14 protein-coding genes, 1 pseudogene and 1 riboswitch are annotated in these 15,760 nt (G+C 67.8%); of the genes and pseudogenes, 11 read left to right on the top strand and 4 right to left on the bottom strand.

Going from position 1 to position 15,760, the window contains the following annotated elements; all coding sequences use genetic code 11:
- Positions 1-59: 59 nt before the first annotated feature.
- Positions 60-1,022: pseudogene (locus tag IDF66_RS06535) on the bottom strand (ABC transporter substrate-binding protein).
- Positions 1,023-1,207: 185 nt separating this feature from the next.
- Here IDF66_RS06535 and IDF66_RS06530 point away from each other — a divergent pair.
- The 3 genes from IDF66_RS06530 to IDF66_RS06520 are packed head-to-tail and all read left to right on the top strand — an operon-like array spanning position 1,208 to position 3,275.
- Positions 1,208-1,669, top strand: a complete 462-nt coding sequence (locus tag IDF66_RS06530; RefSeq protein WP_190266101.1) for an Rv0361 family membrane protein — start codon at positions 1,208-1,210, stop codon at positions 1,667-1,669.
- Positions 1,666-2,079 (top strand): rhodanese-like domain-containing protein, encoded by a 414-nt coding sequence (locus IDF66_RS06525; protein ID WP_190266100.1) that lies wholly within the window; start codon positions 1,666-1,668, stop codon positions 2,077-2,079. Before IDF66_RS06530 ends, IDF66_RS06525 begins: the two co-directional genes overlap by 4 nt.
- Positions 2,076-3,275 carry an O-succinylhomoserine sulfhydrylase gene (locus tag IDF66_RS06520; RefSeq protein ID WP_190266099.1) on the top strand — a complete coding sequence of 400 codons (1,200 nt, stop codon included), beginning with the start codon at positions 2,076-2,078 and terminating at the stop codon, positions 3,273-3,275. The genes IDF66_RS06525 and IDF66_RS06520 overlap by 4 nt, the downstream gene beginning before the upstream one ends.
- A gap of 120 nt (positions 3,276-3,395) precedes the next feature.
- Here the strand turns inward: IDF66_RS06520 and IDF66_RS06515 are convergent, their stop codons facing one another.
- Positions 3,396-4,514, bottom strand: coding sequence for an isochorismate synthase (locus IDF66_RS06515; RefSeq protein WP_190266098.1), 1,119 nt, complete (start codon positions 4,512-4,514; stop codon positions 3,396-3,398).
- An 80-nt stretch (positions 4,515-4,594) separates the two neighbouring features.
- A riboswitch (SAM riboswitch) is annotated at positions 4,595-4,708 on the top strand.
- 18 nt (positions 4,709-4,726) lie between these two features.
- Here IDF66_RS06515 and IDF66_RS06510 point away from each other — a divergent pair.
- From IDF66_RS06510 to IDF66_RS06500, 3 genes are all read left to right on the top strand, one after another.
- Positions 4,727-6,079, top strand: a complete 1,353-nt coding sequence (locus tag IDF66_RS06510) for an aminotransferase class V-fold PLP-dependent enzyme (protein ID WP_190266097.1) — start codon at positions 4,727-4,729, stop codon at positions 6,077-6,079.
- Positions 6,076-6,570 carry a hypothetical protein gene (locus tag IDF66_RS06505; RefSeq protein ID WP_223309123.1) on the top strand — a complete coding sequence of 165 codons (495 nt, stop codon included), beginning with the start codon at positions 6,076-6,078 and terminating at the stop codon, positions 6,568-6,570. The genes IDF66_RS06510 and IDF66_RS06505 overlap by 4 nt, the downstream gene beginning before the upstream one ends.
- A 136-nt stretch (positions 6,571-6,706) precedes the next feature.
- Complete coding sequence (locus IDF66_RS06500) at positions 6,707-8,104, top strand: hypothetical protein (protein WP_388000429.1); 1,398 nt, start codon at positions 6,707-6,709, stop codon at positions 8,102-8,104.
- On the opposite strand, the gene alc is transcribed toward IDF66_RS06500, so the two are convergent.
- Entirely contained in the window at positions 8,038-9,021 is a 984-nt protein-coding gene (alc, locus tag IDF66_RS06495; RefSeq protein ID WP_203588525.1) for an allantoicase, read from the bottom strand. The two genes, IDF66_RS06500 and alc, sit on opposite strands and share 67 nt — an antisense overlap.
- A 180-nt stretch (positions 9,022-9,201) precedes the next feature.
- Between alc and IDF66_RS06490 the strand changes: the two genes are divergently transcribed.
- Both IDF66_RS06490 and IDF66_RS06485 read left to right on the top strand, forming a co-directional pair.
- Positions 9,202-9,708 (top strand): MarR family winged helix-turn-helix transcriptional regulator, encoded by a 507-nt coding sequence (locus tag IDF66_RS06490; protein WP_164310772.1) that lies wholly within the window; start codon positions 9,202-9,204, stop codon positions 9,706-9,708.
- Complete coding sequence (locus IDF66_RS06485; RefSeq protein ID WP_164310773.1) at positions 9,705-11,408, top strand: MDR family MFS transporter; 1,704 nt, start codon at positions 9,705-9,707, stop codon at positions 11,406-11,408. Before IDF66_RS06490 ends, IDF66_RS06485 begins: the two co-directional genes overlap by 4 nt.
- Positions 11,409-11,508: 100 nt before the next feature.
- Here IDF66_RS06485 and IDF66_RS06480 read toward each other — a convergent pair whose 3' ends face one another.
- Positions 11,509-12,021 (bottom strand): inorganic diphosphatase, encoded by a 513-nt coding sequence (locus tag IDF66_RS06480; RefSeq protein WP_164310774.1) that lies wholly within the window; start codon positions 12,019-12,021, stop codon positions 11,509-11,511.
- Positions 12,022-12,200: 179 nt separating this feature from the next.
- Here IDF66_RS06480 and dacB point away from each other — a divergent pair, with 179 nt between their 5' ends.
- The 3 genes from dacB to tilS are packed head-to-tail and all read left to right on the top strand — an operon-like array spanning position 12,201 to position 15,756.
- Positions 12,201-13,544: a D-alanyl-D-alanine carboxypeptidase/D-alanyl-D-alanine endopeptidase gene (gene dacB, locus IDF66_RS06475; protein ID WP_190266096.1), complete on the top strand. Its 1,344-nt coding sequence runs from the start codon at positions 12,201-12,203 to the stop codon at positions 13,542-13,544.
- Positions 13,541-14,812, top strand: a complete 1,272-nt coding sequence (locus tag IDF66_RS06470; protein WP_190266095.1) for a zinc-dependent metalloprotease — start codon at positions 13,541-13,543, stop codon at positions 14,810-14,812. The genes dacB and IDF66_RS06470 overlap by 4 nt, the downstream gene beginning before the upstream one ends.
- A complete protein-coding gene (gene tilS, locus IDF66_RS06465) occupies positions 14,791-15,756 on the top strand; it encodes a tRNA lysidine(34) synthetase TilS (RefSeq protein WP_190266094.1) in 966 nt (321 codons plus the stop codon). Before IDF66_RS06470 ends, tilS begins: the two co-directional genes overlap by 22 nt.
- The last annotated feature ends 4 nt before the right edge of the window (positions 15,757-15,760 follow it).

The following is a 15,760-nucleotide window of genomic DNA, read 5'->3' as shown; positions in this document are numbered from 1 at the left end:
GACGCGCGTGGCCAAAATCTGTTTGTGAGGATTACCTCACTTGTGCCACCTGCCGGGTGTCAGCGTTTGGCGGCTTCGGAGATCGGACCCACCGACTGGTCGGCGACCCAGGGCAGGGTCAGGACCGTCGGCACCGACATCGCGCCGCCCACCTGCTGGTCCAGATAGACGGCCCGCCCCTGCGTCACGACGGGCAGCTTGCTCCACGTCGGATCGTTCTTCAGCCGGGCGTTGGAGCCCTGTCAGTCCACCGCGACCACCACGTCCACATCGTTGAGCATCGAGAGGTTCTCGGCCGAGATCTCGCCGTAGAAACCATTGGTGATGGCCGGTTTCAGCGATTCCGGGAAGCTGAAGCCGTAGTCGGTCAGTGTCTGGCCGCGCCCGTCCTGGGCGCTGTAGATCGATACCGCGCCGGTGGGCAGACCGGAGACGACGGCGGCCGTCTTTCCGGCGAACTCGGGATGCTTCGCCCGCACGTCGGCGAGGTACGCCTTGGTCTCGTCGATCTTGCGCTGCGCGGTGGCCGGCAGCCCGACGGCCCGGCCGATCTCGGTGGTCTGCACATCCCACGGGATCTGCCAGTCCGGATACTCCTTGGGACGCACGATCGTCGGTGCCGCCTTGGTCAGGACGTCGTACTGCTCCTGTGTGGGTGCCGCGCCGATCGCGGTGATCAGGTCCGGGTTGGTGGCCAGCGCGTTGGGGATCTGGTTGCCGAAATCGGCCGCGGCATTGGGCAGGACCACCGGTTGGGCGTCGCCGAGGAGGTCGGCGTTCCACGGCGTGCTGCGAGCCGGGGGATCGCCGAACGGAGCGACGGTGGTCGGCGTGACGCCGAGCGCCAGCAGGGTGTCGGCGTCACCGACGCCCATCGCGGCCACCCGGGACGGCTGCTTCGAGATCGTCGTCGAACCGTATGCGTGCTGGATCGTCGTGGGGATCGAGCCCGCCTCGGCGGTGGGCATCGACGACGACGTCGCCGAATCCTCGTCGGGGGCACTGCAGGCGCCGACCACCAGGGCCGCGGCAGCGGTGAGCCCGACGGCCGCCAGTCGGATCGGACGGGTCAGTTGTACTCGGGATGTGCGCAACGGGAGCCTCAGGTCGATGGATGTCGGACTTACCCCACCCTAACTACGGGCACGGTCGAGCACGGGCAGCGCCCGTGGACGCGGCATCGACGGTGGTCGATAGACTGCCCGCCATGACAGAGGGCGCGCAGGACCGCGAGCGGTCGTGGAAGGACGCGTGGCCCGTCCTGGTCGCCCTCGGGGTCGTGGTGGTCGCGGCGGCGGGGATCGGGATCTCGTATCTGATCAGGCCGGCCGATGAGCGGATGAGCACCGACGCGCAGGTCCAGCACGCCATCAACGACGCCTACACCGCCCGTAACGACGTCGACTACCAGAAGTATCGCGCGTCGACCTGCGCAGCGGACGTGGCGTCGGCGGCGTTCCCGAACGAGTCGACCTTCGTGGACCAGAACCGCAAGTCGTTCGATGAGAACGGACATATCGTCATCCCCGAGATCACCGGTATCACGGTGTCGGGAGACCGGGCGAGGGCGCAGGTACATTGGCACTTCGATGACAAGCCCGACCAGAAACAGGTGACCGACACGGTCGTGGTGCGTGAGGACGGGGACTGGAAGGTGTGTACGTCGTGAGTTATTCGGGTGATCTGACGCCGTTGCAGGCGTGGGAGAAACTGGAGAACGATCCGAAGACCGTGCTGGTCGACTGCCGGACCAGGGCAGAGTGGGCCTTTGTCGGAGTTCCGGACCTCGAGGTGATCGGCAAGAAGGCCCTCTTCGTGGAGTGGACCACGTTCCCCGACGGTACGCCGAACGAGGCCTTCGTCGAGGAGCTGCGCGACGCAGGCGTCACCGACGACAACGAGGTCATCTTCATCTGCCGGTCGGGACATCGTTCCATCGGCGCCGCCGAGGCAGCCACCGCGGACGGGATCGGTGCGGCCTACAACATCCTCGACGGCTTCGAGGGCGGGCTCGACGAGAACGACCATCGCGGCGGCCGGGGCTGGCGTGCGCTCGACCTCCCGTGGCGGCAGTCGTGAGCAGGGAACTGCCCGAAGGGGTTTCGCCGGACACGCTCGCCGTTCGCGCCGGGCTCGACCGGTCAGGGTTCTTCGAGACCTCCGAGGCGCTCTACCTGACCAGCGGCTATGTCTACGAGTCGGCCGAGGCCGCCGAGCGCGCTTTCACCGGTGAGGACGACCGGTTCGTCTACTCCCGGTACGGGAATCCGACCGTCGAGATGTTCCAGGAACGACTGCGTCAACTCGAGGGTGCCGAGGCGTGTTTCGCCACCGCGAGCGGCATGGCGGCGGTCTTCGTCGCGCTCGGTGCACTGCTGAAGGCGGGCGATCGGCTGGTCGCCGCCCGCAGCCTGTTCGGTTCGTGCTTCGTCGTGTGCAACGAGATCCTGCCCCGCTGGGGTGTCGAGACCGTCTTCGTCGACGGCGAAGACCTCGACCAGTGGGAAGCGGCATTGTCGAAGCCGACGACGGCGGTGTTCTTCGAGACGCCGTCGAATCCGATGCAGACACTGGTCGACGTCGTGCGGGTCTCGGAACTCGCCCACGCCGCCGGTGCAAAGGTGGTGCTGGACAACGTCTTCGCCACGCCGCTGCTGCAGAGCGGCCTCGACATGGGTGCCGACGTGATCGTGTATTCGGGTACCAAGCACATCGACGGTCAGGGCCGGGTGATGGGCGGAGCCGTGCTCGGCGAGAAGGAATTCATCGACGGACCTGTTCAGACGCTGATGCGCCACACCGGTCCGGCGCTCAGTCCGTTCAATGCCTGGACGTTGCTCAAGGGGCTCGAGACCATGCGCCTGCGGCTCGACGCCTCGGTGGCCTCGGCTCTGCGCATCGCGCAGTTCCTGGAAGACGACCCGCGGGTTCGCTGGGTGAAATACCCGTTCCTGCAATCACATCCGCAGCATGTGCTCGCGCACAAGCAGATGTCGGGTGGCGGCACGGTGGTCACCTTCGAGATCGCCGACCGCGGCGGCGTCGAGGGCAAGAAGCGGGCCTTCGAAGTTCTCAATGCGCTTCGCGTGGTGGACATCTCGAACAACCTCGGCGATTCGAAGTCGCTCATCACCCATCCCGCGACCACCACGCATCGTGCGATGGGGCCCGAAGGCCGGGCGTCGATCGGGGTCACCGACTCGGTGGTGCGCCTGTCGGTCGGCCTCGAGGGTGTCGAGGATCTGCTCGCGGATCTCGATCAGGCGCTGGGGTAGCGGCCGGTCGAGGGGATCTCGATACGGCGCCTCGCTGGCGCTCGGTGCCTACTCGATCGGCGGTTGGTGGTCGTGGTGCCTACTCGATCGGCGGGCCGTGGGGTTGTGGTGCCTACCCGATCAGGGGTTGGGGCGGGTCTCGATCCCGAGGGCGTTGAACACCGTTCGCAGTTTGGCCGTTGTCTCGTCGACCTCGGCGCCCGGGTCGGACTGCGCGACGATGCCGCCTCCCGCCCAGGTGCGCAGGCTGCGTCGATCCGCGGTCAACTCCAGACAGCGGATCGTCACCATCCATTCGCCGTCGCCTGCGCCGTCACACCAACCGATCGCGCCGCCGTAGAGGCCGCGCTCGCCCTCGACGTCCCGGATGAACCGGGCGGCAAGGTCACTGGGTGTTCCGCAGACCGCCGGTGTGGGGCTCAGCAACAGGGCGAGGTCCAGGGCGGTCATGTCCTCGTCGCGGAGGGTGCCGTGGATGGGCGTCGCCAGATGCCAGATCTCGCCGGTCGAGCGCAACTCCGGCGACGGCGGCACGGTGATCTCCACGCAGTGCGGGGTCAGGCGATCGCGGAGGTAGTCGACGACGAACGCATGCTCGGTCCGGTCCTTGGCGGACGCGGCGAGCGCGTCTGCGGCGGCACGGTCGGTTGCGGGATCCGCCGAACGCGGCGCCGACCCGGCGTACGGATGGCAGGTCACCGTCCGGCCTTGCTTGCGCACCAACAACTCCGGACTCGCGCCGACGAGCCACCCGCCGCTTCCTCGGGCTGCCCCGACGTCGACGCCGAACGCGTTGCCCTCTGAATTGCCTTGCGCCAGAGCCCGGATCAGGTCGTCGACGTCGACCGCCGGATCAAGGGTCACATCGACCGATCGTGCCAGCACCACCTTGTCCAGCTCGCCGTCGGCGATCTGTTTGATCGCGCGTTCGACCCGGTCACGATGGGTCGGCTGATCGGGGTGGAGCGACATCGACAGCACCTGATGCGGCGCACCCGGCGATCCGGCCACGGGCCGTGCGGAGTGGACGAGGGTGCCGGGGGTGATCAGGGCGGCGGGATCGTCGACGTCGAACGGGATCGCGCCGACGACTGCGTCGACGGCCCCCGTGCGTAGTGCCTCGGCGGCCGCGCGGGCGTCGACGAAACCACGACGAACACCGTTCGCCACCACCGAGCCGGTCGGCCGCGACAGGATGAACACATCGGGATCCGCGCCGTCGGCGTCGGGGTTGGCCATGGCTTCACGCTACCGCCGGGCTTTTGCGCACGGTGAGTGAAAATTGACACGTCGAGGCGCCATCAGTGAATCTTGACGTGGGTCATGAGTGCCAGTGACAAGCCCCGGCTCGCTGGTCGGCAACCCTCCTCCGCGGTGGGGTGCTCCGGGTGACGACCCGGCCGTGTTCGAAGTGATCACGGCAAGTGCGGATTCCTCAGGAGCTATTTGTCATGACTGCTGTCCTCTCGGCGCCCTTCACCACTCCGGCGCCCTTCACCACTCCGGCGCCTCTCACCACACCGGTGCCGTCGCCTCGCCACACCCCGGTCGTCGACACCGAGACGATCCCGCCGTTGGCGCAGGTCGTCGGTGCCGACGAGTGCGTGCCGTGCTCGACCGGCGAGACAGTGCGATACGCCAACCTCGACTACGCGGCGAGCGCGCCGGCGTTGGCCGCGGTGGCGCAGACCGTCACGAACTCGTTGTCGCAGTACGCCAGCGTCCACCGGGGTGCCGGTCACCTGTCCCAGGTCACCACGGCCCGGTACGAGCAGGCGCGTGAGGTGATCCGTGACTTCGTCCGGGCACGCGCCGACGACGCCGTGGTCTTCACGCGCGGCACCACCGACGCCATCAACCTCGCAGCCCACGCGACCCGCGGTGACGTGGTGGTGCTCGACATCGAACATCACGCCAACCTGCTGCCATGGTGCGCGCCCGCACGAGACGGGTCGTCGCGGGTGCGGGTGGTCGGTGCGTGCGCGACCATCGACGACACCCTCGCGGCGCTGGAGGCCGAACTCGCCGCGGCGCCTGCCGCGTTGCTGGCCGTCACCGCGGCGTCGAATGTCACCGGTGAGGTGCTGCCGATCGGTCGACTGGCATCGATCGCCCACCGCAACGGCGCGCGCATCCTCATCGATGCGGCCCAGCTCGTCGCCCACCGTCGAGTGTCGATGGTCGGACACGGCATCGACTACCTGGTCTTCTCCGGACACAAGCTCTATGCGCCGTTCGGGGCGGGCGTGCTGATCGGACGTCAGGACTGGCTCGATGCCGCCGAGCCCTACCTGGCCGGCGGCGGCGCATCGGCGAGCGTCTCCTTCGGCGACACCGGTACCGACACCGCGATCGCGTGGCATGCCGGCCCGGCCCGTCACGAGGCGGGTTCGCCGAATGTGCTGGGGGCCGTGGCCATCGCGGCCGCCTGTGAGGCGCTCGACGCCGTCGGGTTCGAGCACATCGGATTGCACGAAGAACTACTGCGCGCACGCCTCGACGACGGGCTGGCCACGATCGACGGTGTCACGGAACTGCGGATCTTCGAGGACTCGACGGACCGCGTCGGTATCGCGGGCTTCGACGTCGACGGCCACACGCCGCGTGAGGTGGCCGTGTTCCTCAGTGAGAGAGCGGGAATCGGTGTCCGCGACGGGAAGTTCTGCGCGCACCCGTTGTTGAACCGTCTCGGGTACCCGGACGGCGCGGTGCGGGCAAGCTTCGGACTCGGGACCGGCTCCGGCGACATCGACCGCCTCGTCGGCGCGCTGGCGACACTGACCACGAGAGCGAGGGCACGATGACAGTCGAGGGAACCGGGACAATCGAGCGAACCGGGACGATCGAGTACGCACGCCCGTCGTCGACGATCAGCATCGGGCGCCCGGGACTGCAGGTCGCGCTGGCGGGGGACGCCTCGGCGAGGGCGTTCCCGATCGTCGTGCGGCGGCCGACCCTACGCGATGCGCAGCGGGCGCGGTCGCTGCTGCGGGCCGGCGTGAATGATCAGGCGAACTTCGTCGTCGCGCTGGAGGTGGAGGCGGCCATCGCCCCGCATCCGGCATCTGCGCGCGCGTCTGCCGATCTCGACGACCACCCGGCGGTCGCGGACGAACCCGAGACGATCCGGTACGTCGGGACGCCACACGGGCTGGTCTCGCTGATCCGGGACATCTATGTGGCCGAGATCGCCGACGCGGTCATCATCGTGCCGCTCGACGGTTCGGCCACCACGGCCCGGGTACGCGAGCAGGTGCTTCCCGTCCTGGATCCCGCTCGGGGACGCGTCGCCTGACGTCTCGAGATCGATGGCCCGGGAGTGAGACCGGCGATGTGTTTCGTCTCACCGCGGGCTGTGTTGACACTGCTTCGCACTGGTCAGTACGGTTCTGCCGTCTCGGTCATAGGGGATGACCGGCGAGGGGGAACGTATGCATCGGGGAAGTTCTGTGTCACGGGCAGGCCGACTGGCCGTGGCCGTCGTTGCCGTGATGGCCGCGCTGATCGGCGGTGTCTCGCTGGCGGCGCCCGCGCAGGCCGATTCCGTGACGCGCTACCTCGACCTGCCGCTGACGAACCGGTTCGCCGACCAGTACGGCGGCGGCGTCAATCGGGCGTTGCCGACCGATCTCCACCAACTCGAACAGCTGGTGCGCGAGGCCCGCGCGAGCGGCATCGCGCCGAAACGCTATGCGGCACTGCTGTTCCAGTACCGCCTCGTGCAGGCGACGACCGACGCCGGTATCGACCTCGCCACGTGGGATCCGGCCAAGGGATTCCATGCGACACGGGCGACCATGATCAAGAGCTACCGCTACTACGAGAACTTCCAGATCGCCCACCGGAACCTGCAGTGGGCGGGGATGGCCGGCATGGTCGGTGCCGACTTCGGCGGTGGCACTGCAGATGTGGTCCTCGCAGGCGACATCTACGGCATCCGCGGTCTGCAACCGCTGGCCGCCCAGATCATCGAGAAGGCCACCCAGGTCGCCGGACCGGGAGTCATCCGACAGTTCCCGAGAGGCCTGCAGAACCTTGCCTACCACGCCGACGAGATCACCCCGGCCGACCTGGCCTGGTTCTCGAAGCAGATCCTGGTGATGCAGAAGGCGATCTTCTCCGACCTCATGCCGATGCACGTCGCCTTCGTCAGGGACGGCCTCGACGGTATCGACGAGTTCCACCGCGCCGGCATCATCGATGACACCGTCGCCGCCGCCTGGCGAGACATCGCGTCGAACAACCCGGCCCGGGTCTCCGAGGGCAACGGGACGCTGCTGCGCCGCGAACAGTACGACGTGGTCGGCTGGCAGTTCGACAATGTGCGCAACTACCGCAAGTCGGCCGGTGTCGGCTCGGCGCTCACCTATGCGATGACGCTCGCCGGATCACCGTCGGTCGCGGGAGTTCCGGCGTTGCGCGACTTCATCTCCTACACCTATGACGGCCGGATGGCCGACGGCCGGACCGTCACGATCGCGACCCCGATCCCGGATTGGGACTGGTCGGTGTTCGATCTGCGCTGGAAGTACGTGACCACCGAACTGCTGCCGCGTTATCAGGACATGGTGAACAATCACTACGGGCAACTCGTCGCGCAGATGAAGGTCCCCTACGAGACCCAGTTCGAATCACATCGTCCGATCTACAACCTGCACAAGATCCTCGGTGACGCCGTCGAGCACACGAAGGTCACCGTGTCCTGGCCCGCGTCCCGCCGACGGCAACCGGAATCCTGCCGACGGCAACCGTTCCCGCGCCCTCAGGCCTCCCCGCGCTCCCACTGCTCGACGAGATCGGCCTCGGCGTCTGGGGTCAGCGTCCCGTAGAGCTTGAAGCGGGCCATCCCGCCGTCGGGGTAGATGTCCATCCGGGCCTCGGTCATCGGGCGATCGAGGTCGATGACGAACCGGTGCCGGGTATCGGGCTGTAAGTCGGTGCGCGGCAACATCTCGAACCATTCGCCGTCCTCGCCGTCGCGACCGCGGATCATGGCGGCTCCGGGTGCATTGCCGAGGAAATAGCTCGTGTCGAGTTCGATGAGACTGACCTGCCCGCGCCCGGCGAGGCGGACCTGTACCCAGTCGTTGCCCTCGTCGCGACGGCGTGAGGTCTCCCAGCCTTCGCCCATGTTGCGTGCCCGCCCGGGCATCAGCAGATTGTTGGGGGAGCTGTAGAACATGTTGGAACACGCGGTGATCAGGCCGCCGTTCTCCAGGGCCGCGAGGTCGAAATGGCCGTATCGGAAGAACTGCGGATTGGGTACGCCGCGCCCGTGGACCCGGAAGCGCGCGACTCCGCCGTCGGGGTGCATGGTCAGCCGGACGTGGGTGAAGCGATCCTTGGCATCGACCTTGAACGGATTGCGGGTGTCGCCCTCAGCGGCGGTCTTCTCGACGATCGTCACCCACTCGACGTCGTCGAGAAGCTGATCCACGGAGACGACGCCCTCGACGGCGGCTGCCTCCACGGAGATGAATGGTGGGTAGTTGCCTTTGAACCACGACGTATCGACCACCACGCCGTAGATCACGCCGGGTGCGCCGAGTCGCACGATGGCCTGGTCGACGCCACCCACCCGGCGGCGACGGGTTTCCCACCCGTCGTACACCTGTCCCTTGTGGCCGAAGGTCGCCGGCTGATACTGGGCGGGTGCGGTTTTGATCAGGTTCTGCGCCTCGGCGAACAGGTCGTCGTTGGTCCACACCACCGCGCCTCCGAGGTCGCGAAGTGCCAGGTCAGGCATGGAAGTGAAATGTGGGCGGTTGCCCGCGGCGGCCGGCGGCTGGGGAGTCACGGGTTCTCATCGTAGGCCAGTTTGCATTGAGCCGAAGGGCGAGCGCATACTTGCGGCCAGCAACTAATTGCAATAAGCAACTAATTGCAAAGAGAAAGTAAAATCGCTGATCTCGGGGAGGTGACGGGCATGCTCGATCAAAAAGCCGTCGACGATCTGTTCGATGTGCTCTCCCGGTACATGCGCCTGCGCGACCGTGCGGTCCACACGACGTTCAAGACCGCGGACGGGGAGTTCGAGACGGCCGCGTTCAAAGGCCTCTTCCACCTCGCTCGCGAGTCCATGCGCTCACGTGAGCTGGCGGAGAGCCTCAACGCCGATCCCTCGACGGTCAGCCGCCACGTGGCGCAGCTCGTCGAACTCGGGCTGGTGCGGCGTGAGGCGGATCCCGCGGACGGCCGCGCGACCCTGCTCGTGATCACCGATGCCGGGCGCGAACGGGTCGAGGCCATGCGGATGGTGCGCCGGACCGCGATGGACGATGCGATGTCGGACTGGACCGACGACGAGCTCTGGACGCTGGTGCGTCTGCTCAGTCGCTTCGTCGATGCCGCCGAATCCGTCATCGTGCCGTCGTGCGCCAAGACCGATGAGGCGCCCCGGGCGATCACAGACTTTGTGAAAGGAAAGGCATGACAGAATCAACGGCCGCCGTGGACACGGCGGCTCCCGACGAGGTCGCGGGGGCGGGACTGACACATCGTCAGATCCTGACGATCCTCGCGGGCCTCATGATGGGGATGTTCCTCGCGGCACTCGATCAGACCATCGTGTCGACCGCGATCCGCACCATCGCCGACGACCTGCAGGGTTACGACATGCAGGCGTGGGTGACCACCGCGTACCTGGTCACGGCGACCATCGTGACACCGCTCTACGGCAAGCTCTCCGACCTCTACGGTCGTAAGCCGTTCTTCCTGCTGGCCATCTCGATCTTCATCGTGGGATCGCTGCTGTGCAGTATCGCGACGTCGATGTACGAGCTCGCCGCGTTCCGCGCGTTCCAGGGCCTGGGCGCAGGCGGTCTGATGACGCTGGCGCTGACCACCATCGGCGACATCGTGCCGCCGCGTGAACGTGCGAAGTACCAGGGTTACTTCCTGGCCGTGTTCGGCACGTCCAGCGTGCTGGGCCCGGTCCTCGGCGGACTGTTCGCCGGGCAGGCGTCGATCCTCTGGGTCGCCGGCTGGCGCTGGGTGTTCCTGGTGAACGTCCCGATCGGGCTCGTCGCGCTGTTCGTGGTCTACAAGGTGCTCAACTACGACCAGCAGAAGGGCGTCGGCGGACGCACCGACTACTGGGGTGCGACGGCCCTAGCCGTGGCCGTGGCGCCACTGCTGATCGTCGCCGAGCAGGGTCGTGAGTGGGGCTGGACCTCCGGGTTGGCGTTGCTCTGCTACGCGATCGGCGTGATCGGTATCGGGGCCTTCATCTGGGTCGAGCACACGATGGGCGACCAGGCACTCATCCCGTTGCGGGTGTTCAAGAACCGCGTGTTCAGCCAGGGCATCGTGGTGTCCGTCATCGTCGGTGCGGTGATGTTCGGCGGTATCTCGATGCTGCCGCAGTACTTCCAGGTGCTGCGGGGTTCGAGCCCGATGGTCGCAGGCCTCCAGATGCTGCCGATGGTGCTCGGGCTCATGACCGGTTCGATCGTGTCCGGCCAGCTGATCTCGCGGACCGGGCGCTACAAGGTCTTCACCATCATCGGTGCCGTGCTGATCACGTCGGCGACATTCCTGCTGCATCTGGTCGGCACCGGGACACCGGTCTATCTGGTGATGCTGATGGCGGCGCTGCTCGGCTTCGGCCTCGGCAACCTGATGCAGCCGATCACCCTGGCGATGCAGAACATCCTGCCGCCCAAGGACATGGGTCTGTCCACCGGAACCGCGACGTTCTTCCGGCAGATGGGTGGCACGCTCGGCGTCGCAGTGTTCTTCTCCCTGCTGTTCTCCTTCATGGGCCCGAACATCAAGGACGAGATGACGTCGGCGGCCTCGCAGCCGGAGTACCGCACGGCCGTGGTGCAGGCTGCGCAGAGCAGCGATCCGCAGGTCAGTGGATTCGGGAAGTCGCTGGTCGCGGCTTCGCAGAACCCGGGTGCGGCATCGTCGTCGTCGGACGGCGTGATGAGTGACACGTCGGTGATCGAGAAGCTGCCGACCGAGCTCGCTGCGCCGATCAAGGAGGGATTCGCCGATTCGATGGACCGGGTCTTCCTCGCGGTGTCGATCATGTCGCTGCTCGCGATCGTCGGCACCATCACCTGGAAGGAGCTGCCGCTGCGACAGGGCAAACCGATCGGGGCTCCGGAGGCCGTCGACGCGGCCTGAGTCAGCGCACAACCCCGCCGACAGCAACACGAAAAACGCCGACAGCAACCTCCTGAGGTTGCTGTCGGCGTTTTCGCTGTTGCCGCCGGCGCGAAAGCAGTCAGCCGCGCGACGGCTCGTTGACCTCTTCCGGATGTGCCTTCAGACGATCGATGGCCTCCTGGGCGACCTTCTCGGCCTGGTCCTTGCCGACCCAACCGCCCGGCTGGACCTCTTTGCCCGGCTCGAGATCCTTGTAGTGCTCGAAGAAGTGGGAGATCGGCCCCAGCTCGAACTCGCTGACGTCGCCGATGTCCTGGATGTGATCCCAGCGGACGTCGCCTGCCGGGACGCACAGCAGCTTGTCGTCGCCGCCGGCCTCGTCGGTCATCGTGTACATGCCGACGATGCGCGCCTTCACGATGATGCCGGGGAACACCGACTCGGGGAGCAACACCATCGCGTCCAGCGGATCGCCGTCCTCGCCCAGTGTGTTGTCGATGTACCCGTAGTCGGCCGGGTAGCCCATCGAGGTGTACAGGTAACGGTCGAGATAGACCTTTCCGGTCTCGTGATCGACCTCGTACTTGTTACGTCCGCCCTTGGGGATCTCGATGGTCACATCGAATTCCACGGTTCCTCCTGGCAAGTGTTCGCTGGTGGTGATCGCACGCGGCCCGACGTCACCGCTGGGTCGCCTGCGCAGATCGCCTCAACGATACTGTGGGAAGTCGAGAGGGGTCGGGGCCGGGCCGGACCCCGAGGCACTGATCCGGAGGTTCTGTGGGCGCACGGCGCAGGTCGACCAGACGCATGATGTTGTGGACGGTCGTCTCGGTGGTGGTCCTGGCGCTGATCGCCGTCGGCTCGGTCGCGGTGGCGTTGCGGCTCGACGACTCCGACGAACTCCCGCCCGGGATTCCGCCGCAACCGGCCGCGATCGCGGTGAACCCGCAGATCAAGTCGGTCTCGGCGAATGCTCCCGAGCCGACCGCCGCAGGGGTGCGCAACGAGATCGCCCAGGCGGTCCGCGACCCCGCGCTCGGTCAGTTCACCGGACAGATCAGTGATGCCCTCACCGGCGCGACGCTGTGGTCGGACGGACCGACCCAGCCACGGGTCCCGGCGTCGAACGCCAAGATCCTGACGGCGAGCGCGGCGCTGCTCGCGTTGCCACACGAGAAGCGGCTGACCACGACGGTCGTCGTCGGCGCCGACGGTCAGGTGATCCTCAAGGGCGCGGGCGACCCGACCCTCTCGGCCCAGCCGCGTGGTGCCGACACCTTCTATACCAACGCGCCGCGTATCGCCGACCTCGCCGCGCAGATCCGCAAGGCCGGTGTCCCGGTGACGTCGGTGGCCGTGGACACGAGTGCGTTCAGCGGTCCGACGATGGACAGCACCTGGGACAAGGGCGACATCGCAGGCGGCGACATCACACCGATCGAATCCCTGATCGCCGACGGCGGCCGGATCGAGCCGCTCGACGAGTACTCGCCGCGGGTGGCGAACCCCGCCATCACGTCCGGCGAGGCGCTCGCCAAGGCACTCGGCGTGAACGCTCCGGTCACCGAACAGACCGCACCCACCGGCGCGCAGACCGTCGCCTCGGTGACGTCGGCACCGTTGGTGACACGCGTCAACGACATGCTGCGCTACAGCGACAACGTGCTCGCCGAGGCATTGTCGGTGGAGCTCTCGGTGGCCAAGGGTGGTCCGGCGTCCCTCGCCGGGGGAGTGGCCGCTGTCAAGAGCACACTGACCGAACGTGGTTTCGACATGTCGATGGTCACCCTGCACGACGCCTCGGGGCTCTCCTACGCCAACAAGGTGCCTGCCACGCTGCTGGACAAGCTGATGGCCGGGGCGAGCGGGCCGTCGCAGCCGCTGATGCGGCCAATGCTCGACGGACTGCCGGTGGCCGCAGGCACCGGCACCCTGGCTGATCGCTTCGACCCGACCTCCAATCCGGGGGCCGGCTGGGTGCGGGCCAAGACGGGAACCCTCACCGGGGTGAGTTCGTTGACGGGGATAGTCCAGACCATCGACGGCCGGGTGCTGTCGTTCGCGCTGATGTCGGGCGGAACCTCTCCTGCCGACGCTCGGCCCGCGCTCGACAACGTGGCCGGCGAGCTGAGGGAATGTGGGTGCCGATGACCAGCAGCGAGCTGACCAGCAGTGATCTGACCAGCAGTGATGCGCCCGGTGCGGATCGCGGGCCTGCCGACGCCGAGTCGATCGGCGCGCGGATCGACTGGGGGTTGGCGGCCGCGACCGGAAAGCGCCTGGCGCGCCCGGGCCCGAAGACCACGGCGTACACCCTCGACGCCGCGTACGCCGAACTCGCCGAGGCGGCCACCCGGGCCGAGGCGCCGGTGCGTGAGGTGACCGGCCTCGCCGACGGTCTTCGCGTGCCCACCACCCGCATCCTCGACCGCAAGGAATGGGTGGATGCGGCCGCGCAGTCGATGCAGTCGATGCTCGGCGCCGGGAGCGGAGCGAGCGGGCCGGTTGGGCTCGGCGCCGGGAGCGGAGCGAGCGGGCCGGATGGACACGGCGCCGGGAGCGGAGCGAGCGGGCCGGTTGGGCTCGGCGCCGGGAGCGGGCCGGATGCCACCGATCACGATGATGACGGAGGTTCGCCCAACGCGATCGAGGCCGCCCTCGCCGGATTCTCCGCGAAGGCGGGCGGGCTGCAGGCCGGCGGACTGCTGGCCTTCCTCTCCGGAGCGATCCTCGGCCAGTACGACCCGTTCACCCCGGATCCCGAAACCGGTGATCCTGGCGTACTGATGGTCGTCGCGCCCAACATCATCTCGGTCGAGCGTTCACTTCGTGTGGTGCCCAGCGACTTTCGGCTCTGGGTGTGTCTGCACGAGGTCACCCATCGCGTCCAGTTCTCGGCGAATCCGTGGTTGCGCCAGTACATGGTCGACAATCTGGAGATCCTGACCTCCGATTCCGGTGAATCGACGAGCGAGATCGTCGCCCGGATCACCTCGACGCTGCGCGGCTCCGACGAAAAGCCCAGGGAGAAGGGCGTACTCGGTGCCATGCAACTACTGCAGACCCCGGAGCAGTTCGAGGCGTTCAACCGGATGATGATGCTGGGCACCCTGCTCGAGGGCCACGCCGACCACGTCATGGATGCGGTCGGGCCGGTGCACGTGCCGACGGTGGCGAGCATCCGGGCGGCCTTCGACAAACGCCGTGGCGCCCCGCGTAATCCGGTGCAGCGCATCATCCGTGCGCTGATCGGCATGGACGCCAAGATCGCGCAGTACGTGCGCGGCAAGGCCTTTGTCGACGAGGTCGTCGGGGCGGTGGGGATGGAGACGTTCAACACCATCTGGACGTCGCCGGAGACGATGCCCCGGCCGAACGAGATCGACGAGCCGCGGGTATGGATGCAACGGGTGCTGTGACCCGCGCGGTCGCCCAGTTCGCGGCGACCCACCTCGAGTCCGGCGCAACGGTGTGCGTCGGACTGTCCGGAGGCCCGGACTCGTTGGCGCTCACCGCATGTGCGATCCGTGCCGGATTGTCGGTGCGCGCGCTGGTGGTCGACCACGCGCTGCAGGACGGCTCCGACGACGTCGCCGCGGAGGCCGCTGCTGCGGCCCGACGGCTCGGTGCCCGGTCTCAGGTGCTCGACGTGGAGGTCGGCCGGACCGGAGGTCTGGAGGCCGCGGCGCGCGAGGCGCGGTACGGCGCCCTCGACGATGCACGCGACGGATGCCCGGTACTGCTCGCCCACACCGCCGACGATCAGGCCGAGACCGTGCTGCTCGGCCTGGCCCGTGGTTCGGGGGCGCGGTCCATCGCGGGCATGCGTCCGTGGAATGCGCCGTGGGGACGGCCCCTGCTGGGAATCCGTCGGGCTCAGACGCTCGCCGCATGTATCGAACTCGGACTTCGGCCACATCACGATCCCCACAACCGCGATCCGCGATTCACCCGGGTCCGGCTGCGGGCCGAGGTGCTGCCGCTGCTCGACGACGTCCTCCACGGCGGGGTGGTGGAGGCGTTGGGACGGACCGCGTCGTCGGTGCGCGCCGACAACGATGCACTCGATGACCTCGCGAACGACCTCTACGGACGCCTCACCCACGGCGACGAGGTGCCTGCGGGCGACCTCGACCTCGGCGGGCTGCATGGTGTGCCTGCCGCGGTACGCACTCGCGTCCTCCGCCGATGGCTGCTCGACATCGGGGCGACCGAACCGACCCATCGGGTGATCTCCGCGGTCGACGACCTCGTGACCGACGCGCGGTCCCGCGCCCAGGTCGCGATCGGTGGCGATCCGACGGCCCGGCACGTGGTGGCGAGGTCCGGACCGCGGTTGACGGTCCGCCGGGTGCCACGGTGACCCG

The organism is Gordonia hankookensis (genome assembly GCF_014673215.1).
Classification (GTDB): Bacteria; Actinomycetota; Actinomycetes; order Mycobacteriales; family Mycobacteriaceae; genus Gordonia; species Gordonia hankookensis.
This window is presented reverse-complemented; position numbering and strand designations above follow the sequence as displayed.